Origin of the sequence: Shewanella scandinavica (genome assembly GCF_031932065.1) — a bacterium.
GTDB classification, from domain to species: Bacteria; Pseudomonadota; Gammaproteobacteria; order Enterobacterales; family Shewanellaceae; genus Shewanella; species Shewanella baltica.
In genome coordinates this window covers 207,527-232,171 of record NZ_JAUOES010000007.1, presented here as the reverse complement: position 1 = coordinate 232,171, position 24,645 = coordinate 207,527, and the positions used below count along the sequence as shown (strand labels likewise).

Below are 24,645 nucleotides of genomic sequence, written 5' to 3'. Positions count from 1 at the left end.
CTATTAGGCCATCAGTGCCGTGAGGATAAGTGCGATAGCGATACTGATCGCCATTTCAACGGCGGCGATGCCGATATTGTGTTGTCTTTCCACTTCATTGGCTAAATCGATACGGGCTAATACCAGTTTCTTCACGACAAACAGCAGTAAGGAAAGCGCGATCAGCATGATGACTGAGAACACTAACCAACCGATCACGTTAGTCACATAAGCCGTTGGATTAAATATAATAAAGTGGCTGGCAGCGTTAAAGCTCAGCGCCATTGCTATCATATAACCCGCATGACGCAGTGCTAATGCCGTATGACCTTGTACTAAGGCTTGCTGCATTGACGAGTCTTGATTGCGGCTCGCAAAACGGTTTTCACGCCAGCGCGTCAGTAGCACTAACATCAACTGCGAAATCGCAAAGGCGCTGAAGATAGCGATAAAGGTATCTAGGGTTAAGTCTTCTGCCCATAACAACACGGCGCGGATGATAATCGCTGTGGCGATGGCAGCACTGGCATCGACAATCGCGACAGACACATTACCTTTGATGATTTGCTCGTTCTTATCGAACTCGTTTAACGCAATCTTATCGTGGAGGAAACGACCCAATTTTATCAGCACTAAGCCGAATAAACCGTAGGCGCTCATGCCAATGGCTTCATTCAGATAAGAATGCGCAGCAGCACCAGTGATAGCGCCCGTTAGCACTATACCTAGTGCGGCAACGGCGCCCGCGGTACTGATACCGAAGGCAAAGTTATCACGCTCCGCCAGTTCCTTACTGCTGTTAACTTTAACGCTCCAACCTTGCAAATAACGCATCAGCGTTAGCAAAATCACGGCTATGGTGAGATCGATAGCCAGAATGATGGCTAGCTCTGGTGTGATACCGAAATCCTGAAATAGTGTCATTGGAAATCCTTAGTTACTTGCCCCGGCGCACACTGCGGGTCGTGCGATTACTGGAATTACGGAAACTGCTGTCTTTAGCATAGTTAGAGCGGAACTTACTACTCGAACTCTTGCTTGCGCTCGTGGTGTTGCTGGCCTTGGGCGTGCTGGTGCTTTCACGGGATAACGCCGTGCCACCGGTACGCGGTTTGGCATAAGGGCTGTCGAAGCGCTTACCTTGGGAATCGAAACGTTTTTTCGTTTGTTCGAAGGTCTTATTTTGCGCATCCGCTTGTTTGGGTGAGGTATAGCGATAACGACCTACGTCATTGTAATAGCTATAACCTCGGTTACCCGACCAACGATCGTAGGAAATAGGGCGATTGAAGACATTCGAAAACATCGAATACATGCCATACCAAGCCCAAAACGACGTGCCGCTCGAGTCGGTTTGCCAGTTACCGTAAGACGGATTACCAACTAGCTGACTGCCTGGACCAAAATCTTCGCCGCCATTGGCTAATGTTGCGGCCTCACGGCTAATCGCATTCACGCGGGCCAGTTTGCCGTCGGACATATCGGCGACCACGTTGACAGGGTCTGACAACATATCGTTAAACAGGCTGGGATCTGCGGCTTGATAAAGATTTTCCGCTTCGGCCAGCTGTTGATCGAGATCGGCAAAGTTACTCGCCACTTTCGACTCATCTAATCGACGTTTCAGCGAGGTATACATGGGACCTTGGGTGCCAGAATCCTTTGCTAATTCATCAAGTAATGGGGCTAAATCAGGTTTCTGCTGCTTTAACAGTGTGGTGTATTGTTTTAAGAGGTTAGCGTTACGCAACTGCCCGTCATCGATCATCGTAGTGAGCGTTGCGAGGCGTTGCTGCGTGAGTTGTTGATACTTCGCGATTTTATCCGGTCTCTCATCGCCACAACCCGTCAGCGACAGCATAACGGCTAAAAAGAGGATCGATGTGAGAACACGGGTTAGCATTCCTGCCATGTTTTCTCCAAATGGTAATGAAATAAATCTCAAATACTTGCAGGCAATAATAATCTGCTTGCCCAATATGCCTGCTGCGCAGGTTATAGTACCCTTAAATGCCACAGATAAAAGGGGATACCTTTATTTGTGTGCTACATCAGGTAGCTGCAAGTCTCGTCGAACATAACATGATGTGGCGTCAATCTATATCATTTACGACATAATATGTCGATAGCTAAATTTGTTAGGGATTATTATGACCATGCAAAAAGACAGTAATAAGTCATTGTCTATTCTCGTTAATCAAACCGCTGAGCATAACTGGCTGCGGTTAGAGGAAGTATGGTCCGAAGGACTCGTGCAATTAACACCTGTCCAGCAGCAAGAACTCAAAACGGTTCTAGGGCTCAGTGATTACGTGGCGGCCCAGTTATGCCGACATCCCGAGTGGATTAACAGGCTGTTTGCCGGCGAGTTAAGCCTGATTGAGCGTAAAAACTTTGATCTTGAGTTACACGAAGTGCTGAGTAGCGCCACAACTGAAGAGATGGCGAAAGCCAGCCTGCGACGGTTTCGTAACTACCAAATGGTGCGCTTAGCCTGGCGTGACTTTTTAGACTACGCCAGTTTAGAAGCATCCCTGCTCGATCTGTCGGCGCTTGCCGAAGCGTTAGTGATTTGCGCCCGCGATTGGCTCTATAAAGATATGTGCGCCCAATACGGCACGCCGATGGACAAAGAAGGCAATGCACAGCCATTGCTGATTTTAGGCATGGGCAAGTTAGGCGGCCGCGAGCTCAATTTCTCCTCTGATATCGACTTGATTTTCACTTTCCCTGAGCATGGTGAAACCGTCGGTGGTCGTCGCAGTTTAGACAATCAACAATTTTTTATCCGCATGGGACAAAGGCTAGTGAACTTGCTAGACCAAGTTACCGTCGATGGTTTTGTGTTCCGCGTGGATATGCGTTTGCGCCCCTACGGAGAAAGTGGGCCGCTGGTGGTGAGTTTTAGTGGCCTTGAGGATTATTACCAAGAACAGGGCCGAGATTGGGAACGCTATGCCATGGTCAAGGCGCGTGCGCTCGGACCTTGGAGCCATTTCTCCGATGAATTACACAGCCTGCTCAGACCCTTTGTGTATCGCCGCTATATCGACTTTTCAGCGATTGAATCCCTGCGAAAAATGAAGCAGCTCATCGCCCAAGAAGTGCGTCGCCGTCATTTGACCGACAATATTAAACTCGGCGCGGGCGGTATTCGTGAGGTCGAGTTCGTGGTGCAGAGTTTCCAGTTAATTCGTGGCGGCCGCGAGCCTGCGCTGCGTCAGCAGAGTTTATTCGGCGCTATCGATACGCTCTACAGCTTAGGGCAATTTGAATATTTGGCGGTCGATGAGCTTAAACACAGCTATTTACTGCTGCGCCGAGTGGAGAATTTACTGCAAGCTATAGATGATAAACAAACCCAAACCTTGCCGAATAATCCACTCGATTGGGCGCGATTGTGTCATGTGCTCGATATGGCCAACGAGGTCGATTTACGCACTCACATCGAAGCGGCGATGAGCAAAATTCATCGTCATTTTAAAGCCACCGTGGGCGGTGAAGAAGGCGAAGAAAAGGCTGAACACTGGACAACGCAGCTGTGGCATGTGCAAGATATTGATGATGCCGTCGCGTTATTGGCCGAACAGCAAATCGACGATGACAAGCTGTGCCCTATGCTCAGTAGCTGGCGTGAGACTGTCACTAAGCGTTCCATTGGTCCACGCGGGCGGGAAACCTTAGATAAATTAATGCCAAGATTATTGGAAGAGTTGATTAATCAACAGAGTCCATCGGCTGCCTTTGAGCCCGTGTCTAAGGTGCTGGAGCAGATTTTAACTCGCACCACTTACCTTGAGCTTTTATGTGAAAACCCTGGCGCACGGCAACAGTTAGTGAGCCTGTGCTGCGCCAGCCCTTGGATTGCCGCGCAGTTGGCTAAGTTTCCCATGTTGCTCGATGAGCTTATCGATCCATCGCAGCTTTATGACACAACCTCCATCGATGATTATCCTAGCGAGCTGCGCCAATACATGTTGCGTGTGCCCGAGGATGATATGGAGCAGCAGATGGAAGCGCTGCGACAATTTAAGCTGTCACAACAACTTAAAATCGCCGCCGCCGATGTCACTGGGGTTTTACCTGTGATGCAAGTGAGCGATCACTTAACCTTTTTAGCCGAAGCCATTATAGAACAAGTGGTGATGCAGGCGTGGCAACAGGTTTCCGTGCGTCACGGCGTGCCCGCTCTCCTTGAGGGCAATGACACAGGTTTTGCCGTTGTTGGTTATGGCAAGCTCGGTGGAATCGAATTAGGTTACGGCTCTGATCTCGATTTAGTTTTCCTGTGTGAAAACAAAGCAGATAACAGCCAGACCAATGGTGAACGGCCGATTGAAGTTGGCCATTTCTACCTCAAACTTGCCCAGCGTATTCTGCATTTGTTCTCTACTCGTACCACTTCGGGTGAGTTGTATGAAGTGGATATGCGTTTGCGTCCTTCTGGCGCCTCGGGTTTGATGGTTAGTGAGATAGAACGCTTTAGCGAATACCAAGCTAACGAGGCGTGGACGTGGGAACATCAAGCCTTAGTGCGCTCGCGTTTTGTTTTCGGCGACAATAGCTTAGCGGTCAAATTTAGCCGAATTCGCGCCTCGGTATTGGAAAAACCACGGGATAAAACTGAGCTGCAAAAAGCAGTACGTGAGATGCGTCAGAAGATGCGTGATCACTTGCTCAAAGCCAGCGATGGCATGTTTGATCTAAAACAGAGTCCCGGCGGTATTGCAGATATCGAGTTTATCGCCCAGTACTTAGTGCTGGCTAATGCCCATGAGTATCCTGAGCTGACGATTTGGTCTGACAATGTGCGGATTTTTGGGGTGTTGGCTGAGCTTGAACTCTTACCTATGATGAGTGCCCAGCATTTAACCCAAACCTATTGCTTACTCAGGGATGAAAATCATCGACTGACTCTGCAACAAAAGGCGGGGCAGTTACCTGTGTTAGAGGTTGAGGAACATGCCGAGCGAGTGCTCAATATCTACCGTGCTGTGCTTGAATAGTACAGTCATTTATACAGTCATTTAAAGGGAGTAAGGCTGAAACGAATATCAGCCTTAACACCGCAAGAATGCACAATTTAGGCTAGAGTTTAATGAGAGCAGTTAGCAGAGAGCACCATGCAATTACCTACTATCCCTGAAAACGAGCTGCAACGTTTGGCCACGTTACGCGCACTCAATGTGCTCGACACCGATGCCGAGGAACGTTTCGATCGTATTACTCGGCTCACGCGCAGAATTTTCTCTTTGCCGATTTGTGTTGTGACCTTAGTGGATGCCGAGCGGCAGTGGTTTAAATCTCGCCAAGGATTGGAGGTGACTGAAACACCAAGGGAAATTTCATTTTGTGGCCATGCGATCAATCAAGACGATATTTTTATCGTAAACGACGCCCTCAAAGATCCGCGCTTTAGTGACAATCCTCTGGTGACCGAGCAGCCGCATATTCGCTTCTACGCTGGCTATCCCTTAACCATTCACAGGCAATATCGAGTAGGGACCTTGTGTTTAATCGGCACTGAACCGCGGGAGTTTACGGCTGAAGATATTGAAACCTTGACGGATTTAGGCGAAATGGTGGAGGCGGAATTACTCTCTATCGCGCAAAACACCTTAGATCCTTTGACTACGATTTCGAATCGGCGTGGATTTGAGTTACTGGCCCATCAGGCGCTGGCGAGTTGTCGACGTACCGAATCTGAGGCGGCCTTACTCTTCTTCGATCTCGATTTCTTTAAGGAAGTGAATGACAACTTTGGTCACCTCAAGGGCGACCAAGTGTTATACGATTTTGCCCATATCTTGATGACCGCTTTTAGGGAGTCGGATGTGATTGCAAGGCTTGGCGGTGATGAGTTTGTGGTGCTATTAAGTTTTGTGCATAGAGATACAGTCGATCGCGTGATTGAGCGTTTTAAGCAATTACTTGAGCAATATAATCAACAGCATCCTAAGCAACATAGCTTAGCGACCAGTATTGGTATCGCCCATTGGACGCCAGATTCTGATGTGAGCTTAGAGGATCTGTTAGATTCCGCCGATAAAGCCATGTATCAGGATAAGGCCGCGCACCACAGTGATGCGCCTTAAATGATGTGCACTAAATGATGCGCCTTAAATGATGTGTGCTTAAGCAAGATGAAAAGGGAGACAATAATGTCTCCCTTTTTATTGATTTTTATTCGGCGAACAAGTACTAAACTACACCATTAAGCTGTAATGAGCATGACCCAGTGTTGATATAAAGGTAAGCCAATTAACACATTAACCGGAAACGTAATGCCGAGTGAGGCCAGCATAGCCAGTCCAATATTAGCTTCGGGTATTGCGGCTCGAATGGCCGCAGGCGCTGCGATATAAGATGCACTGGCACTTAATGCTGCTAGCACTAAAATGCTGCCAGAAGGTAAGTCCAACCATAATCCTACGGCGATACCGCACCAAGCCAATACAAAGGGCGTTACGGCGGCGAACACCAATAAGCGCCATTGTTTTAGTGGTAGCGGCAAACACACTTTGGCCGTCACTAAGCCCATTTCTAGTAAAAATAATGCCAGTAAAGTTTTGAATCCGCCTAGTAGCACAGGTGTGAGCGGCGCAAGCCCCGTTGGGCCGTAAAGCCAACCTATCACTACGCCACCCACGAGTAAGACAACGCCGCGGCTGGTTAACGCTTCGTGCAATACGCTCGATTGAGTTTCATTCTTGGGTGATGTTTCAATTGCTTTTTTGGCGCTTAAGTATCTATGTAGCCAGAGCATCACGACGATCGCCGGCAGTTCTAGCAGCACGAGATACAGGGTGGTTTCGGGCCTTAAGATCAGCCCTGATTTTTCCACCATAGCCATCACTACCGCAAAGGTTCCCGCGCTAACGGAGCCGTAATGGGCGGCAATGCTAATAGCATCAGTGTGACCAATGCGAACCAGCCGAGTTAATACTGGGTATAAGGCCAAGGGGATAATAAAGCCTAAAGCAATAACCGCTAACAGCTCAGTGATCACTAAGTTTTGGGTGTGACCGTGGAGCGCCATTCCGCCCTTTAAGCCCAAAGTGAGCATTAACAGTATGGATAGGGTTTCGTAGATCGCGGGGGGGACTTTAAGATCTGACTTCACTAGGCCAGCTAACAAGCCTAAGGCGAAAAAGGCAATGACAATATCGGGCATAAGTATCTCATTAAGTTTGATTTTTAAGCCGTACAAAACAGGCTTAATTGTCGGGTGATCCTGATGGCTGGTGATTTTGGACCTAATTGGTTATATTGAAAAATAAATTGTTTGCCACTTAGGTATAGGTAATTGTCTATGGATAAGCGTTCGTCATCGACTCAGCTTAAATTGCGGCACTTGAGTTTTCGGTTACTGCAGGTGTATGTGCAAGTGGTGCGGTTAGGTAATATTTCCGCAGCGGCAAGGGCCTTGCATTTAACCCAACCCACAGTGTCATTACAGCTTAAAAAGCTGGCCGATGTGTTAGGTGAGCCGTTACTCGAGAGTCGTGATGGCCGTATGTTACCGACCTTGATTGGCAATGAACTCTACCGCGCCGCCTGCGATACCTTGAGTCGTTTTGAGGATTTCGATGCCTTTATGCAGCAGGCCAAAGGTGGCAGCGTCGGGCATATTAATATCGGTATCGTCACTACCGCCAAATACGTGTTACCACGGATTTTAGGGGCTTTTTATCGGCAGTTTCCGCAGGTTAAAGTGACCTTAAACATAGGTAACCGTGCCCATGTGTTGGGCCGATTTGAGCGCCAAGAAGATGATTTATATCTGTTTAGTCATCCTCCTAGTGGCGATAACGTCTTATCTGCGCGGATCATTAAAAATCCGCTGCAATTGATTGCGCCAAAAGATCATTGGGCGGTGGGCCGTGAGCAAGTGAATTTTAACGATCTCAAAAATGAGCGTTTTATCGTGCGCGAGCCAGGTTCTGCCACCCGCTTGATGTTTGAGTCTTGGTGCAGCGGTCAAGGCATCACGCTTAGTGACACTATGCAAATTGAGAGCAATGAGGCGATACGCTTAAGCGTCGCGTCGGGCTTAGGCTTGTCAGTGATTTCGGCGCACACGCTGCAAGAAGGGCGCGAAAAACCGGCTATTTTGCTAGTGATGGGTTTTCCGCTCGAAAGTAACTGGTATCTGGTTGGCCGTAAAGATCGACGCTTGCCCTATGCTGCCATGCAGCTGGTGGACTTTATGGCGGCGCATTTGGCCGAGTGTATCGAGCCCGAATGGGTTGCCGCCGATATCAGTGAACTGGCTATGCACTTTAATCAGGCGCCGCAAACTCGGTCTTAGCTGAGTTCATGTTTTTGATACTGAATGATTTTATTAAGTTAGAGATGTGGTTATAGATTGAGGGTAACGTCTTTTAGCACACCTTGTGCAGTTACCCTCTGGTTCCCTTGTAAAACGAGATTTGACCTCAAATCGAAAAGCGAGGCTTTTGGCCTTAAATCGAGACGACTTTACCTGGTGACTTTATACCTTAAAGCGCGTCAGCAAGTTGTTCAGTTCAACCGCTAACCTTGATAGTTCATGTGCCGATGCACTGGTTTGCTGGGCTCCCGCGGCACTTTGGCTGGCGAGATCGCTAATGTTTACAATGTTTTTATCGACTTCACGGGCGACTTTCGCTTGTTCTTCGGCTGCGCTTGCGATGACCATATTGCTGTTGTTCATCGTACTGATTTGAGTGTTGATCGTGTTCAATGCATCCCCAGCGAGCCTTGCAACAGCGAGTGCTTGCTCCGCTTTTTGACCACTGTGCTGCATCGATAGCACAGCGGTTTCGGTGCCATGCTGGATCTTGTTGATCATGTATTCAATTTCACGGGTCGAAGACTGAGTGCGGTGGGCTAGCGCGCGCACTTCATCGGCAACCACCGCAAAACCACGGCCAGTATCGCCCGCTCGTGCCGCTTCAATGGCTGCGTTGAGGGCCAGTAAATTCGTTTGCTCGGCAATTGCGCGGATCACATCTAAAACTTTACCAATATCGACAGCTTGCATGGCTAAGGTTTGGACAATTTGCGAACTTTGCGTCACATCCTGATTCATATCGATAATGGCGGCGACGGTTTGATCTACCTGTTTTTTACCTAATTCAGTATTGCGGGCGGTTTCTTCTGAGGCCTCTGAAGCGAGGACTGCGGTATTAGCGACTTCATCCACCGCCGAACTCATCTCGGTAATTGCGGTTGCAGCCTGTTGTATTTCATCATTTTGTTGCTGTATGCCGCGGGACGCATCTTCAGTTACTGAATTGAGTTCTTCGGCGGCGGAGGCGAGCTGGTTAGAGGAGTTTGCGATGTGGGATAGGGTATCGCGCAGGTTCTGCTGCATTTTTGCTAGTGCTTGCATCAGTTGACTGGTTTCATCTTCGCCATCGGCACTAATTTTCTGTGTTAAATCACCGCTTGCGACTGTCACTGAAATGTCTACCGCTTCTTTCATTGGCTGCACAATGCTACGGGTTAATAATGTGGCCACGATAAATGCGGCAATCAAGGAGGCTATTATCACTACGCTGTTGAGTAGCTTACTTTCTTCGTAGGCTTGTGCGGTGAGTTCGCCTTGTTTGCTTGCATATTCGGTATTTAAGTCGCCAATGCCGATAAGCGTTTTAGTTATTTTATCAGCTTGTAACGTCATCACTTCATCCATGATCCGTTTAGCTTCAGTCGTGTCATTGGCCTGCAGCTTACTGATCATTTGATCTTGATTCTGTAAATACAGCTCTAAATTATGACTAAAATCCTGATAGAGGGCTTGCTCACCAGGCAAACTAATTAAAGGCTCGTAGGCCTTTTGATCCGTTTCAATGTCCTCGCGAATTTGCCTTAAGGTTTCGAGCCCTTTGTCACGCTCAGCAGCGGAGTCGGCGAGTAACAGACGAAATGTAAATACCCTAGCGCGCATCACGTTAAGATTGATGCTAGAAAGGGTGACGAGTGTAGGTAGGGTATTTTTTTCAATTTCTTCAGAGGAGGCGCGCATAGATGACATAGTTTGCAGCGACATGAGTCCCTGAAGTAACAAGACTAGGCCGAGTAAGCCAAAGGCAGTAATGAGTCGTGAGCCAATCTTAATTTGTCGTAACCACATAAGCTAGTCGTCCCTGTATTTAAATGAGTTCCGTCTAAGGTCGTTCTTACTGCTTTTGAGCTAATACTTTTTAATCACTGCTGTCGAGCCATGAAGCTTGAGCCAAATGGCTGAACTCATGCTTGCTAACGTTAAACTAACTGTTATCGCGCCGAGTCGGAACTGTGAGTTTTTGGTTTAATACACTATAGATTATATTTTCTAACTTTTTCGTTTTGGATTGTAAATTTAGCTGATTAAAAGCGACTGGCTGTAAATTAGTAAGGCTTAAACTAAGTTGTACCGTACCTTAAATATTGGCGTTAGCAAACTGTATTGCCCAATTGAGTGTGATGATGTCTGTGGTTTTATTTCGACTGTCGATTAGAGTCAGGTCAGTTTGAATAAAGGTATGAACGTGATTACTATTTTAATTTTAGATAGTTAAAGTGAATTTTTGCTGGTTTAATCAGGCTCTAATAAAGCAATTTAGGTCGTTAGCTTTATGTTTAATATCTGCATTTAAAGAGAGTATTCAAACCGTTAGTATTCTTTTTGTATAAAACCTTTGTAATCGACTGTTCCTTTAAGCGTTTTTATTTCTTGTGATCAGGATTGTTCGATAATAAATGGATAAATGAGACGTAAACGATTGGTGCTTATTTCTTGTCTCTTTTCTTATCTCTTTTCTTATTTATGCGAAGCGATAAATAATCAATTGTTTTGCGGTAATTCATGCCGGCTCATTTCTATTAATCGGCTGTAGGTACGGCGGAATTCAAAACTGAGTGCACCACCTTGGTAGAGTTCGCTAAGTGGCACGTCGCAGCTGAGATAGAGACTGACATTTTGATCGTACAACTCATCAATTAAGCTGATAAAACGTCGCGCTGGGTCATCGTTGGCGGCGTAGGAGAGTTTGCGCTCGCCCGTGGCAGCGGCTTGGTTTTCACCTGTGCCGTCCTCCGTGCCGCGGGCACGGATCCAGCCTTTCACTTCGCCGCCCAGTTTGGGAACACCGCTCACCATTAAGATCTTAAATCGACTGGCGATTTCGATGTAATCGAGTTGGGATCTCGGGCCGTCACACAGGGCATAAAAGTCGAACCAAGCAACAGCGTTGTCTGTGGGCTCTAAAGCTGCGCGGATCACAGGGATTTCACGGTTGCAGATGGTGAGGCTAGCATTGCTCATTCTGCTACCGCAGATACTAGTCCCACGAATACCAGAATCGCTAATGTCAACAGCGCTCATACTGAGTGTATTTGGCGTTAACCCATTCACTAGCTTGTCAAAAATCTGCTCAAAATCGAGTGTTCCGCTAATGCCGATATTGCGGGAAATCGAGGTACTCATTTCAGCGCTATCAATGCCAATCTCGTTGTTTAATAAAGCATTGATGGCGTGCATCCTGTGGTCTTGGTTGCCATCGAGATGCAGCATTTGCGTGTGCGTTTGCAGCAATTGGATACAAGGTAAAAATCTGTGTCTAGCTAAGCCGTTCTCATATAAGCGCTCAATAGGAATATTAGAGGTCGCGACTAGCACCACACCTTGTTCAAATAGGCACTCAAAGAGCCCTGCGAGTATCATGGCATCGCCAATGTCCGAGACAAAAAACTCATCGAAACACAGCACCTTGCACTCTTTCGCGAGATTTTTAGCAATCAGGGTTAGCGGATCGCGTTTACCCGAATGCTCACGCAGTGCATTGTGTATCCGTGCCATAAAGCGGTGGAAATGCAGTCTTAACTTGCCATCACTTGGCAAACAATCGAAAAACAAATCCATCAGAAAGGTTTTACCCCGACCGACATCACCCCACAGATACAAGCCTTTGATGGATTGTGAATGGGAGAGGCGTGCTGAATAGGCTTGTGGCATCAAGTGTTTAAATAACATATCGAGCGCCAACACCGCCTGTTGCTGCGCCGGATCGTCAACTAGATTGTCGCTCACTTTGGCGCGATACACTTCCAGTGGCGTCATCATTGGCGTTATCGATTGCGAGCTAGCGGAGTTTGAATGAGCCATGTCGGGGTCTCGTTGGCGGTTGTTTTAGGTGTTTGCTGCAGTCAGTGTGTGCTTTAGCTTTGATTAAGTGCGATATCAGTACTCGCCTTTTGAGGCATCATGCTACTCATACTTAGGTACTCGGGAGCCATATTGCAAGATGCTCAGGGTAACATAGTCGCTGGCGTGACTTAAATCCCGCTCTGAGGCTTAGGTCAAATACTAAACGAAACCAGTGCTTTATTCTCGGGGACTTTTACCTTAACATCTTTGTCACAAAAATAATGATATGGAATGAATCCTATGGCTAGCAAAGGCAATGGCATTACTTTTATCAGTGCACAAACCTCGATAGAGGGTGACATCCAGTTAGAGAGCACGGCATTAATTGCGGGTAAATTGCAGGGCAAGATTGGCTCAGCGGGACAAATTAAGATTGAACTTGGCGGCGAGATCTCCGGTGAAGTCAGCTGTGATGAGTTGCGGGTGTGCGGCGTATTTAGTGGTCGAGTCTGTTGTAATAAGTTGATTATTACCAGTTCTGGTGTGGTTGACGGTGAAGTTGCCAGCCATCAGATGGAGATTTACGAAGGCGGCCAGTTTATTGGTCAGCGGATTAAAGGTCCTGAGCTTGATGCCTTGCCTGACATGCTAAAAGCGATCGCCCCAGCGGCTCAACGCTCGGATGCGCACCTATATGCCAGTGAGAGCGGTTCATTAAGAGGCGATAATCGGGCGATTCGCCCTTGGTTGTATGTTGCTGCGGCAACTGTCGTCATCGCCTTGGGCTTTAGTTTTGGACCCGAGCCATTGCGTGAGTGGTTACCTAATGTCAGTGATAGCACGCTTAACACTGAAGTGTCCCCTGTGACTCAGGAGCTAGATGCTGCAAAGGCCGCCAATCCATTACCGACTGAACAAACGACTGCGCCAGATACCGCGAATGCCGACAATACGGCGGCGGTATCCGCAGATCCCGATCCGCTGGCTTTATCGCAGGATTCTGCGATGGAAGATTTACAGCAAATGGAACAAGGTCATGCACAGATGGCGCAGGGTGATAATGGCACCGCGCCCACCAGCGAGAATGCAGGCAATAAGCTCTGATTGCTAAGCGAAAGCTCGAATTTATTAGCTTGAATCAATTAGCTTGAATCAATTAGCTCGAACAAATAAGTACTCGCATCCTTGGGTCGAGCATTTGGTGTTTTTTGTTCGACCACAGTTATTTGCTCATCGTTGCTAATGCTTATCGCCCAATATCTTGCTCAATCCTGCTCAATATCCCTTCAAGTATTGGTCCAAGTTCCTTATGAAGCGCTTAATGGCGCTTTGCTTTTATGGATGGCTTCTATGCTTAATTTAACGTTCTAAGAGTAAATCCGTCCTATTTTTATGCTATTTCACTCATCTGTTAACATTCAGCGCCAGCTAATATTCCTGTCATATTTTCATTGAGTTATCTCTCATTCTTACCCGTTTTGTGCACTTCAAGCCGTTTCCCTTGAGTTAAGTTCATTTTGTTCGTGAACTTTATGATTTTTAGTCACCTTAAGTCCCTTAATGAAGATTAAGTGCGTTAAATATCTTTAACGAAATGTTAACGATACATTTCATCCTCTGGGCGAGGAAGTAGTCCGTCACAGACCTGACACAATTCTAATAACACAGGCATTCCCACAGGGAATGGCAGACTGCAATACAGGAGGCATTGATGCCTAGATTGACCTTACTTGCCGCGGCAACCGCTGTGGCCTTTACTGGTTTTGCGAATGCGCAAGATTTAACGCCACAAGAGCTTCAAGCACAACTCACCCAATTGACTCAAGAAGTTAACCAGCTAAAACAACAGCAGGCAGCGAATGCCACTGCGACTCCATCTAAGCCTAGCGCGCCAGCTTTTGAGATAGGTGGTCGCATTCAACTCGATTACAACCTCTTCAATGGTGCCTATAACGCCGAACATAACGGCAGTAGCGCGCAGGATATTTTCCCCCGCCGAGTCCGTACCTTTGTTGAAGGCGAATTACAGGATTGGGATTACAAGCTGTTGCTTGAATTTGCTGAAAATACCGCTGAAATCGTCATGGCTCGGATGCGTTATTCGGGTTTTGAGAATGGCCCTAAACTGCAATTTGGTAAGTTGCGTGAGGATATCAGCCTTGATGCGCTCACCAGCAGTAATCACATTGCGCTGATCGAACGTTCTAGCCTCGCCGATACTATGTCGCCGTACTTCCGCTGGGGTGTTTCTGCATATCAATATTTCCCCAGCACGGGTTTACGTTACGCCTTGGGTGTTTATAAAAACGATGCCTTTGGTAGCGATGGCAAAGATGAAACCGATGATTTGAATTATGCCCTGAGCTCGCGAGTGACTTGGTCACAGGCCAAAGAACCGGGCCAAGTGTTACATGCGGGCTTGTGGTACTCAGCGCGTCAAATGGGCGGCGATGACTTGTCTGCTAGCTTTGCCCGCGGCGAACTGCGCGAGACGAATACTCGCCTGATTAACTATGTTGCGGGTGGTGAAACGGCGGCGATTGATCGGCTAAATCAAGCGGGTTTAGAGCTGGCATTTCAACATAAGGCTTTGTTACTACAAGGCGAATACGCTCAGCGTAATTTAACGACCCAAGATCCTCTGTCAGTGCTCGATGGTGAGCGTTATCAGGCGTATTACCTGCAGGCGAGTTATTTCTTAACGGGCGAACAGCGTAGCTATTCCAAGGGCAGCGCGGTGTTTTCTCAGCCTAAGGGCGTAACCGATGCATGGGAATTGGCGGCACGTTTTTCTAGCGTGGATGCAAGCTCCGACTTCCAAGGTACTAAAGCTCAGACCTACACCTTAGGCGTGTCTTACTACTTCAATCCAAAAATCAAAGTGATGGCTAACTACATCCATTCTTCCGTCGATGGCGCAGGCACGATTGCCTTAGTCGGCAATGAAGATGTGGGCGATGCCTTCGCTGCCCGTTTGCAATACGTGTTTTAGGAGTAATGAATCATGTTGAAAATGAAATCTTTAGTCATGAGTGCGCTGTTACTGAGTGTCTCTGGCATGGCGAGTGCTGATATCCACTTTATCATCCCTGGCGGTCCAGGCGGTGGTTGGGATACTACGGCGCGCGGCGTCGGTGAAGCCTTAGTGAAGTCGAAAATAGATGGTAATGCCTCTTTTGAGAACCTTTCGGGTGGCGGTGGCGGTCGTGCGATTGCCTCTATGATCAAATCGAAAAACAAACAGGGCGATATTTTACTGGTTAACTCGACTCCGATTGTGCTCCGTGCACTTTCAGGACAAATCCCGTTTAGTTATCGTGATTTAACGCCGGTTGCAGGCATAGTCGCCGATTACGGTGCCTTTGTGGTGCGTAACGATTCACCGTTGAAAACCTGGGACGATGTGTTGGCGGCCTTTAAGGCGGACCCACAAAGATTCAATATCGCTGGCGGCTCGGCGCGCGGCAGTATGGATCACTTAGTTGCGGCGCAAGCGATTGCGGCGGCGGGCTTAGATGGCGGTCGTTTACGTTATGTTCCCTACGATGCGGGTGGTCAAGCTAAGGCTGGCTTACTCTCGGGCGAAGTCGATTTATTGTCGACGGGATTCAGTGAAGCGTTAGAAATTGCAGGCAGTGGTCAAGGGCGGATCCTTGCTATGACGGCACCTGAAATCGTTGCCGAGCATCCAGAGGTTCCGACGATTAAATCTCTCGGTTATGACATGACGTTTACTAACTGGCGCGGCTTTTTTGCGGCACCCGATACGCCTAAAGCCAAAGTTGATGAGTATGTGGCCAAGTTTGCGGCGCTGATTAAGACGCCAGAATGGGAACAAGTGCGTGCCCGTAATGGTTGGATCAATTTGTTTGAACCCCAAGCCGAATTCATTAAGTCATTGGAAGCACAGGAGCAACAGCTTAAAGCCACTATGTTGCAACTGGGCTTTATTAAGTAAGGAGTGACAGATGTTGAATCGTGATCTGATTGGTTCCTTGCTATTTGTCGCCGTGTTTACTGGATATGGCGTGCTGGCATGGCAAATTCCCTTATTGCCGTTTGAAGAATTTGAAGTCGTGACATCTTCCACTATGCCGAAGATTTATGCTGCCATGGGATTGATGTTTAGTCTGTTCTCTCTGGTTGCCGTCTTGCTAAAAGGAAACACGGTTCAACAGCGGGGGGCGCTGCTGACTAAAGCCGCCTTACAACAAACCGCGGCGCTGATTGTGCTGATGGTCTTGTATGCCGCCGGACTCGAACCGTTGGGGTTTGTTGTCGCTACCTTATTGTTTTTGGTCGCTGGATTTTGGTTGATGGGAGAGCGCCGCTTTAAGATTTTGCTGCTCGCCTCTGTGCCCGTGGTGTTGGTGTTCTGGGTGTTGATGACGCAAGTCTTAGGTATCTACTTGGCCTCAGGTTCTCTTTGGAGTTAACTATGTTCGATGCAATGTTTATTGGTCTATCGACCGCGTTTGAATTGCAAAACCTCATGTATGTGGTCTTAGGCTGCTTGGTCGGCACAGTGATCGGTATGCTGCCGGGATTAGGGCCGATCACAGCGATCGCTCTGATGATCCCTGTGACTTACAGCATTGGCCCCAGTTCAGGGATGATCTTAATGGCGGGCGTTTACTACGGCGCTATTTTTGGTGGGTCGACATCATCAATTCTGATCAACGCCCCGGGCGTGGCAGGAACGGTTGCGACGTCATTCGATGGTTATCCGATGGCGCAAAAAGGCATGGCGGGCAAAGCATTAGCGATTGCGGCCTATGCTTCGTTTACCGGCGGCACTATCGGCGCCATTATGTTGATGGTCGCGGCGCCATTATTAGCGCAAGTATCTCTGAGCTTTCAATCGGGCGATTATGTGGTCTTGATGTTCCTCGGTTTGACGGCCATTGCGGCGTTTTCGAATCGTGGCGATTTCCTCAAGGCCATGATGATGACTCACTTAGGTTTGTTGCTCTCGTCAGTGGGGATCGATCCTTTCTCGGGGATGGAACGCTTCACCTTCGGTCAGCCAGATTTACTCGATGGCATCAGTTTTCTGTTAATCGCCATGGCGACTTTTGCCCTGTCGGAAGCGTTAATGAATGTGATTAAGCCGCCTAAGTCGACCGAAAACATCAACTTTTCAGCGCAGCCGATTGGTAGCACTCGCTTAACCAAAGAGGAAGTGAAAGAGATAGCACCTGTGATTGGTCGCTCGTCGATTTTCGGTTTTTTGATTGGGGTATTACCGGGCGCAGGTGCAACGATTGCCAGCTTTATGGCCTACGGCACTGAGCGTAATTTATCCCGCGGCGCGAAACGCGATGAGTTTGGTAAGGGCTCGATTCGCGGTGTTGCGGCGCCTGAGTCGGCTAACAATGCGGCCTGTACTGGCTCATTTGTCCCGTTATTGACCTTAGGTATTCCGGGGTCGGGTACCACGGCCATCATGCTCGGTGCATTGATCGCTTATGGTATTCAACCTGGCCCTATGTTGATGCAAGAGCGTCCAGACGTGTTTTGGTCTGTGATTATCTCTATGTATTTCGGCAATATTATTCTGCTGGTGCTGAATTTACCGCTAATCCCTTATTTTGCCAAAGTGCTGGCTTTACCTAAGTCGATTCTGACTGTGATGATTTTGTTCTTCAGTTTGATTGGGGTGTATTTAGTCTCGTTTAACACCTTTGATCTGTTCTTGATGATAGGTTTTGCGATTGTCGCTGTGGTGCTACGTTTGCTGGCATTTCCGATGGCGCCGCTGCTACTGGGCTTCATCCTCGGTGATATGATTGAGCGTAACTTCCGCCGTGCTATGATCGCCTCCGATGGTTCTTTGAGCTTCCTGTGGGAACGCCCGCTGACACTGACTATCTTGATTGTGGCAATTGCGATGCTGGCTGTGCCATTGATCGGTTTTATTCGTAGTCATCGTAGTGATAAATTGGCGAAAGCCTCTTAATGTAAAGGTACGCTAATGAGACGCCCTAAGCGCTTAGAAACGTGGTTAATCAGTGGGGTGACTTGCCTGAGTTTGTTGCTGTGCGCCTTATTTGGCGGCATCAGCTATCAAATTTTGAGTCGCAGTATTACTGAGCAATCGGGCGCTAAGGCATTAGGGCTGGCCCATGCGGTCGCGACACGGGCCGATGTGATTACCGCTTTGCAGACTGGGCATTCGAGCCCACAATTGCTGGCTGCGATAGAGGGAATACGTCTAGCGTCTAAGGCCGATTTTATCGTGGTGGGCGATACCCATAAATACCGTATCGTGCACCCAGATTCAGATAAAATTGGCAAGAAGATGGAGGGCGGTGACAGCCAAGCGGCATTAGAAGGGGAGTCTTATATCTCCGAGGCGCAGGGCAGTTTAGGTCGCTCTATTCGCGGCAAAGTGCCAGTGCTTGACGAGCAAGGTCAAATTATCGGCTTGGTTTCCGTGGGCTTTTTGAGCCAGTCCGTGGGCGCGTTAATCGATAAGCGTATTCCTGAAATCATCATGACAGTCCTAGGGGTGTTATTGATGGGCGTGCTGGTGGCTTTTTGGATGGGACGGCAAGTACGGGAAATGTTGTTCGGCTTGCAACCTGCGGAAATAGGCCGTTTATTCGTCGAGCAGGACGCGATTCTTAACACAGTGCGAATGGGCGTGGTGGCATTGGATGCCGATGGCCGTATCCGCAAGTTGAATCAAAGGGCGCGGGAGATCTTAGCCTTATCTCCGACCTGCCAACCTAATACTCTGATGTTGAGTGATTTATTGCCGCAGCACGCCGATTTTCTACTGACGAACCAAAACAAAACCATCAGGGGATTCGAGTTATTTGCCAATGAGCAATGGCTGGTGATGTCGCGGGTGCCGTTTCAGGTACGGGATCAAAATGATGGCTTACTACTGACGATGCGCCCCGCCGATGAAATTGAGCGCTTGAGCCAACAACTGGCAAAAGTACAAGAGTTTGCCGAAATGCTCAGAGTGCAAACCCATGATTACTCGAATAAACTCCATACCCTAGGCGCATTATTACAGCTCAAAGCCTACGACAAAGCGGTCGAATTTATCGGTCAAGAAAGCCAAGGTTGGCAGGCTCAAATCCATTTATTACTGTCGCAAATCCATGAGCCGACGATCGCGGGATTACTCTTGGGTAAGTATCACAAGGCGAAAGAGCTCAATATTGAGTTTCAAATCAGCCCAGATAGTCAACTCAGCGATGTTCAAGACGCCATTATGCTAGAGCGGATGGTGTCGATTATGGGCAATCTTATCGATAATGCCATTGAGGCCGTGCACAGGGCGAACAATCATAAGCCCCGCCGCGTGGTCGTGACCTTAGATGAAACCGCCTCTAACCTGATTTTTGATGTGGAAGACAGTGGCGATGGGATTTCTAAAACCGAGTACAGCACAATATTCGATCCAGATTACAGCTCTAAGCAAGGGGCGCAGCACGGTGTGGGCATGTATATCGTCAATACCTACCTGTGTGCCTGCCATGGCAGCTTAGAGTTTGCCGACTCAGATTTAGGTGGCGCGCGTTTTTCTGTGTATATTCCCACTAAACCTTTACCTGAAGTAGGTACCGTTTAATGCATACCGTCATGATTGTTGCGGACCAAGTTGCGCGTGTTGCTGAGTTAACCGCACCGTATTTGTTTCCTGAACTTCTGCCTGAAATAGGTATTGTTTAATGCATACAGTGATCATCGTCGAGGATGAAGTCGAAGTCGCCCATTTGGTTGCGCAATATTTGTTCTCGACCAATCGTTATAAAGTGATTGGCATGGCCAGCGATATCAGTACCGCGCGGTCTTTATTGGGCGCCATCACGCCGGACCTCTTACTGCTAGACGTGTATTTACCCGACGGTAATGGTTTGAATTTACTGGCAGAATTACGCAGCCAAGGGATCCGCAGCGAAGTGGTATTGCTCACTGCGGCCAAGGAAGTGCAGATTTTAGAAAAAGCCATGCAGCTGGGCGTGTTCGATTTTTTGGTGAAACCTGTACTGTTGAGCCGGTTAGATCAAGCCCTGAGTCGATTCGAGAGCCGCCAGCTCAAACTTTCTGCCACGGAGGAGCTTACTCAATCCGTGGTCGATGCCTTTATGGAAGTGCCGACAGGGACGACCAAGGCTGCCGCTCGTTTGCCAAAGGGGGTCGATCAATTGACCCTACAGAAAATCCGTGAAGTGTTTGATGCTAAGCCGCAGGATAAACTCACGGCGCAAATGGTGGGTGAAAAGCTAGGCGTTAGCCGTTCTACCGCGCGGCGTTATTTAGAGTTTTTGTTGGAATGCAATGAGCTGGCGGCGGATCAGAGTTATGGTTCCATCGGTCGCCCCGAACGTTGCTACCACAGAGTGCGCTAGTCTTACTATTCAGCTTTCAGCTTTTTTGCATTCAGAATTTAGTCCACCTTGACCCTTTCAAGCTGCCACTCTGGCAGCTTAGAGGTTAAGTCTGGGATTATTCTATCGATATCGCCCCGCAAGATAATCAATGGCTCACCGCTAAATGCCCCGTTGGCTAAATGCTGCAACCTTTTTGGCGTTAGCGCCTGCAACTCTGCATTTAGCTGTTGCACATCAACTTGGGTTAATCCTGTCGCAAGTTGTTGGAGATATTGGTTTTCACGCTGAATGCTGTTGTCTTGGCTGAGTACATCCTCACCCATCAAATAGGTTTTAAGTGCATTGATTTCACCTTGGCTGGCACTTTGGGTTTTAACGAGCGCGAGGTGATCGAGTATGCCCACCACAAACGCGCCCGTATGTTCTATGGCTGTACTGCCGTAAAACTTGATGCTAGTGGACAGCGGCGCATTGGCGCACTGGCCGTAAATGCCATAGGTGAGGCCGCGTTTTTCCCGCAAATCATAATAGAGTCTGCCCGAAAAACTGCGCCCCATCAGCGCGGATAAACTGCGGCAGCTTAAGGCGATTTCCTGTGAATTGAGTTGACTCTTTTCTGACATATCGCCTAACTCACTATCAACGGTATGACCTATGGCATGATCTATGCGATAGCCTAGGCGGACTTGGGTCTGCACACTTCCCGGCGCATCGATAAGGAAAATCTTTTTGGTTTGCTTAGGTGTGGTTGTTTCTAGCTTATCTGCTTGCGGTGACGACTTAGACAAGGATTTAGGTAGCGATTTCGTCAACATAGGCCACTGTTTGATGCTGGCTTGAAGATCAAATTCGGCGTTTTTAGCCTGCATATTGGGGAGAAACAGATGCCATTGTGCTTGCGATGCCGCCTGCTGCTGGATCTGTTGCAGCTGCTTTAGGTTAAGTGAATCGAACAGCTCATCATTATTGAGTACTTTATTGTAGGGATGTTCAGGTCCGAGTAGCTTTTCGCGCCACAGTTTATCTATCTCGGCGCCACTAAAGGCATTCAAGTGTTTATTGAGCTTGAGTTGGCGGCGAATATTATCAATATCGACGGGAGCGGTTGTCGCATCAATAAAGGTATTTGGCTGCCAAAATTGCATTAGCAAGCCGTAGATATGGTTAACATCGTCGGGGCAGGTGAGGCTTAGATTTATGCTATGCAAGCTGACGCGAATACTGAAAGTTTCAAGGCACGGGTCTGCGAGATGAATGGCCAGTGCGCGTGCTTTCTCTTGCAAGGCAATCTGTAAAATATCGGGATTATTGAAGGGAGCCTGCGGACTCACCGCCGCTAAACTGACCCTGTTGCTTAGACTGTTACGGCTTAGAGCATGAGTGCTTAGACTGTTACTGCTTAGACTATTGCTGTTTAGATCATGATTGCTTTGCACTGAAGCAAGTCTATGTAACTGATAGGGTAAATTCAACTCGGTATGCACTTCATCGCTAAACATTGGATCCGTTGCGGGGATGATGATGCCGCTTTCGGGTAAATGATTGTCTAGAGGATAGGGAGTGTCAAAGCTCGCTAAGCTCGGTGGTTCAGTCGGCGTAAAGACGATTTGCGTTTGCTGGCAGGCGCTCAGTAATAACGCCGCTGCGCAGCACATTAAGCTTTGTAGTTGTTTAGGTCGTCCGTGAGTTACAGGAGTTAGGTTCATCATAATACCGCATCCTCTAGGCTGTCGCTCATTTCACCAGGCAGCCATTCCAGCAGTGTTTTTCCCCAGCGAATATACCAAGGTGGCAGTAGGTCGACCCGCACATAGTCTTGAGTAAAATACTGTTTTGCGACTCTTTGGATATCGCCAGCCGTGACTGCGTTAATCCGCTGCCACTGCGCGCTAAAGGGATGGTCTTTATCTTGAACTGAGGTCGCCGAAAGCTGCGTGGCTAGTGCTTGGGTGTCACTGAGTTGTTGTAATCGATTGTTTAACCACACTTGTTTAAGTGCGCACAGGCTGGTTTCATCCAGAGTCTCTTGCTGTGTTTGTGCGACAAGTCCCAGCACTTTTTCCACTAAGGCATCGAGTGAAGTGCGAGCTCGCGGAACCAAGACAATATTGGCAATCCCATGATTTTCTAGCTCAAAGGGCAGGGAATAACTGAGCATTTGCGCAGGATTATGCTGGCTCATTTTCGCGATTGCACTGGCGGTATTTTGAAATAAATAGCCTTCGAGCAGTTGAATCGCCGCCGCATCGGGATGATTTTTACCTACGGTATGCCAAGCGAGCAGTAATCCAGGCCAAGGCCCACGTTCATCAACTAATTCAGCATGCACTTGTTTTGGCTGGATGTTCAACTCAGTGAATCTAGGTTCAGTCGTCGCTGGTTTAGGCCAAGTCGCAAAATCTTGCTCAATCCATTGCAGGGTTTGTGGGCTTAACTTGCCGACAAGGGAAAGCTGCATCGCGTCGGGGCGATAATAAGCACGGTGAAAGGCGGTGAGACTTTCAGGTGTGGCTTGCAAGATATCTTCGCGACTACCAATAATACCGTGGCCATAGGGCGTGCCTTGCACTTGATCGAGTAAGAACGCCATCGCGCTGCGGACATAGGGCTGATTATCTATGGTTTGCGCCATTTCCTGCAGTACGGTTTCCTGCTGATTTTTAACGGTAGTGGCATTAAGGCTTGGACGGATAAAGCGGTCGGCTTCGAGATACAGCCCCAGTTCTAATGCTGGGCTTGGCAGCGTCACATAGTAATTGGTGTAGTCAAAATGTGTGCTGGCATTAAAACGTGCACCTAAGGCACTGAGCTGCTGGGCATAGGTATCGCCGGGGGCATTTTCGCTGCCCTTAAATAACATGTGCTCAAACAGATGGGCATAACCGCTTTGGCCCTCAGCTTCGTTGCGGGCGCCTAAATTAAATTGGCTGGCGATTGTGACTGTCTGTTTATCAGCCATGGGCAGTAACCGCACCGTCAAGCCATTTTCGAGTGTGTAGGTTTTTAGGTTCGCTTCGAGCGCGTATAAGGCTTGTGCATCATGCTCGGCGTTGCATTGTGCCAGCAGCGTATTGCTAAAAGCACTGGTCGCAAGGGCGATAAAAAAGGCGATGTGAGTTTTCATAAGTGCATCCTGCCGAGCATATTTTTTGAATTCGTTAAATAACTCATCGAAGCTGAATGCCGTTACCAAGTGGCGATTAACCCATCAACAGGTATCGATACCGATTGCGATGTGGTTAGCGACTGCTCGGATTTCATCGAAATCAGTTGAATAGCATTCAGTTTTTAAAAAGAACTGCTATGATGGCACAGTTCTTTTTCTGGCATAAGTACAAGATATGGTAAGCAGATCCCCGTTCGAATCCTTTCAGTGGAAAAGCGATATTTTTAACTGTGAAAGCACTGATATTGATAATTTTTATCTGCTGCTTGAGCAGGAAATGACCCGTTTGGGCATGGTTGAGAAGAATTTGGGTGAAGTTGGTAAATACAAGGTTAGCTTGTATCAGTCTCCCGCCGCTAAGTCAGGCTTACCTTCTTTATTGATCAGCGCAGGATTTCATGGCGAAGAATCTGCTGGCCCTTGGGGTTTGCTGCATTTTTTGAGTGAAGCGTCAGCAGACCTATTTGAACGGGTGAACTTGAGTTTATTGCCCCTCGTTAATCCAACCGGATTCAGCCGCGGCCATAGATTTAACAAATACGGTGAAAATCCAAATCGCGGTTTTGTATTTGAGAATGGTAAACCTAAAGCCAACGAACATACGTCGGTGGAAGGTAAGTTGTTGTTAGATCATGCGCAGTTACTGATTGCTGCTTGCCGTGACGGTATTTTAACTTGCCACGAAGATGTCTTGAGCCGTGAAGCCTATGTGTATTCTTTTGAGCCAAGCCAAGTGCCAGGACGCTTTAGCCTCGATTTGCGCGATACCTTAGGCGGTTATTTCCCGATTGCTGTGGATGGCGAGATTGATGCGTGTCCTGTGAAGGATGGCTTGATCTTCAATCACTTCGATACGTCGTTTGAAGCGTGTTTAGTGCGAAGCGGTGCCCGTGTGGGTGCTTGTACCGAAACACCAGCGCTGCAAAACTTCGACCAACGCGTATTGGCAAACAGTGCTGCTATGACTCACTTCTTAGCCCTATGTGCACCTTTATGTGATTGATCTTGTTATTCTATTAGGTGTTTAATCATCT

At 48.1% G+C, this 24,645-nt stretch carries 18 protein-coding genes; 11 read left to right on the top strand and 7 right to left on the bottom strand.

The genetic code is table 11. The features are described 5' to 3' along the window. Positions 1 to 3: 3 nt before the first annotated feature. Both Q4Q50_RS08410 and Q4Q50_RS08405 read right to left on the bottom strand, forming a co-directional pair. Positions 4 to 903: a DUF350 domain-containing protein gene (locus tag Q4Q50_RS08410; RefSeq protein ID WP_311899032.1), complete on the bottom strand. Its 900-nt coding sequence runs from the start codon at positions 901 to 903 to the stop codon at positions 4 to 6. A gap of 13 nt (positions 904 to 916) precedes the next feature. Next, positions 917 to 1,891 (bottom strand): hypothetical protein, encoded by a 975-nt coding sequence (locus tag Q4Q50_RS08405; protein WP_259512845.1) that lies wholly within the window; start codon positions 1,889 to 1,891, stop codon positions 917 to 919. 238 nt (positions 1,892 to 2,129) lie between these two features. Here Q4Q50_RS08405 and glnE point away from each other — a divergent pair, with 238 nt between their 5' ends. Both glnE and Q4Q50_RS08395 read left to right on the top strand, forming a co-directional pair. Continuing rightward, entirely contained in the window at positions 2,130 to 4,985 is a 2,856-nt protein-coding gene (gene glnE, locus Q4Q50_RS08400) for a bifunctional [glutamate--ammonia ligase]-adenylyl-L-tyrosine phosphorylase/[glutamate--ammonia-ligase] adenylyltransferase (protein WP_311899031.1), read from the top strand. Positions 4,986 to 5,102: 117 nt separating this feature from the next. Next, positions 5,103 to 6,074, top strand: coding sequence for a GGDEF domain-containing protein (locus Q4Q50_RS08395; protein ID WP_012586901.1), 972 nt, complete (start codon positions 5,103 to 5,105; stop codon positions 6,072 to 6,074). Positions 6,075 to 6,193: 119 nt separating this feature from the next. Here the strand turns inward: Q4Q50_RS08395 and Q4Q50_RS08390 are convergent, their stop codons facing one another. Further along, positions 6,194 to 7,153, bottom strand: coding sequence for a sodium-dependent bicarbonate transport family permease (locus tag Q4Q50_RS08390; protein WP_107402568.1), 960 nt, complete (start codon positions 7,151 to 7,153; stop codon positions 6,194 to 6,196). 138 nt (positions 7,154 to 7,291) lie between these two features. Here Q4Q50_RS08390 and Q4Q50_RS08385 point away from each other — a divergent pair, with 138 nt between their 5' ends. Further along, positions 7,292 to 8,290, top strand: coding sequence for a LysR family transcriptional regulator (locus Q4Q50_RS08385; RefSeq protein ID WP_311899030.1), 999 nt, complete (start codon positions 7,292 to 7,294; stop codon positions 8,288 to 8,290). A 183-nt stretch (positions 8,291 to 8,473) separates the two neighbouring features. Here Q4Q50_RS08385 and Q4Q50_RS08380 read toward each other — a convergent pair whose 3' ends face one another. After that, entirely contained in the window at positions 8,474 to 10,099 is a 1,626-nt protein-coding gene (locus tag Q4Q50_RS08380; RefSeq protein WP_311899029.1) for a methyl-accepting chemotaxis protein, read from the bottom strand. 693 nt (positions 10,100 to 10,792) lie between these two features. Continuing rightward, positions 10,793 to 12,112, bottom strand: a complete 1,320-nt coding sequence (gene zapE / locus Q4Q50_RS08375) for a cell division protein ZapE (RefSeq protein WP_311899028.1) — start codon at positions 12,110 to 12,112, stop codon at positions 10,793 to 10,795. Positions 12,113 to 12,394: 282 nt separating this feature from the next. Between zapE and Q4Q50_RS08370 the strand changes: the two genes are divergently transcribed. The 7 genes from Q4Q50_RS08370 (at position 12,395) to Q4Q50_RS08340 (ending at position 20,463) form a co-directional block, all read left to right on the top strand. Next, positions 12,395 to 13,198 (top strand): bactofilin family protein, encoded by an 804-nt coding sequence (locus tag Q4Q50_RS08370; RefSeq protein ID WP_311899027.1) that lies wholly within the window; start codon positions 12,395 to 12,397, stop codon positions 13,196 to 13,198. Positions 13,199 to 13,805: 607 nt separating this feature from the next. Further along, a complete protein-coding gene (locus Q4Q50_RS08365) occupies positions 13,806 to 15,086 on the top strand; it encodes an OprO/OprP family phosphate-selective porin (RefSeq protein WP_311899026.1) in 1,281 nt (426 codons plus the stop codon). Between the two features lie 12 nt (positions 15,087 to 15,098). After that, positions 15,099 to 16,052 carry a tripartite tricarboxylate transporter substrate binding protein gene (locus Q4Q50_RS08360; protein WP_259574594.1) on the top strand — a complete coding sequence of 318 codons (954 nt, stop codon included), beginning with the start codon at positions 15,099 to 15,101 and terminating at the stop codon, positions 16,050 to 16,052. Between the two features lie 10 nt (positions 16,053 to 16,062). After that, complete coding sequence (locus Q4Q50_RS08355) at positions 16,063 to 16,530, top strand: tripartite tricarboxylate transporter TctB family protein (protein WP_006082912.1); 468 nt, start codon at positions 16,063 to 16,065, stop codon at positions 16,528 to 16,530. Between the two features lie 2 nt (positions 16,531 to 16,532). Continuing rightward, positions 16,533 to 18,053: a tripartite tricarboxylate transporter permease gene (locus Q4Q50_RS08350; RefSeq protein WP_011623841.1), complete on the top strand. Its 1,521-nt coding sequence runs from the start codon at positions 16,533 to 16,535 to the stop codon at positions 18,051 to 18,053. A 15-nt stretch (positions 18,054 to 18,068) separates the two neighbouring features. Next, positions 18,069 to 19,682, top strand: coding sequence for an ATP-binding protein (locus Q4Q50_RS08345; protein ID WP_012088375.1), 1,614 nt, complete (start codon positions 18,069 to 18,071; stop codon positions 19,680 to 19,682). 100 nt (positions 19,683 to 19,782) lie between these two features. Next, on the top strand, positions 19,783 to 20,463 hold the full coding sequence (locus Q4Q50_RS08340) for a response regulator (RefSeq protein ID WP_012088376.1): 681 nt from the start codon (positions 19,783 to 19,785) through the stop codon (positions 20,461 to 20,463). Positions 20,464 to 20,501: 38 nt separating this feature from the next. On the opposite strand, the gene Q4Q50_RS08335 is transcribed toward Q4Q50_RS08340, so the two are convergent. Together Q4Q50_RS08335 and Q4Q50_RS08330 are read right to left on the bottom strand one after the other, a co-directional pair. Next, a complete protein-coding gene (locus Q4Q50_RS08335) occupies positions 20,502 to 22,154 on the bottom strand; it encodes a M16 family metallopeptidase (protein WP_311899025.1) in 1,653 nt (550 codons plus the stop codon). Further along, positions 22,151 to 23,569, bottom strand: a complete 1,419-nt coding sequence (locus Q4Q50_RS08330) for a M16 family metallopeptidase (RefSeq protein ID WP_311899024.1) — start codon at positions 23,567 to 23,569, stop codon at positions 22,151 to 22,153. Before Q4Q50_RS08330 ends, Q4Q50_RS08335 begins: the two co-directional genes overlap by 4 nt. 217 nt (positions 23,570 to 23,786) lie before the next feature. Between Q4Q50_RS08330 and Q4Q50_RS08325 the strand changes: the two genes are divergently transcribed. After that, complete coding sequence (locus Q4Q50_RS08325; protein ID WP_006082905.1) at positions 23,787 to 24,614, top strand: N-acetyl-ornithine deacetylase; 828 nt, start codon at positions 23,787 to 23,789, stop codon at positions 24,612 to 24,614. Positions 24,615 to 24,645 lie beyond the last annotated feature (31 nt).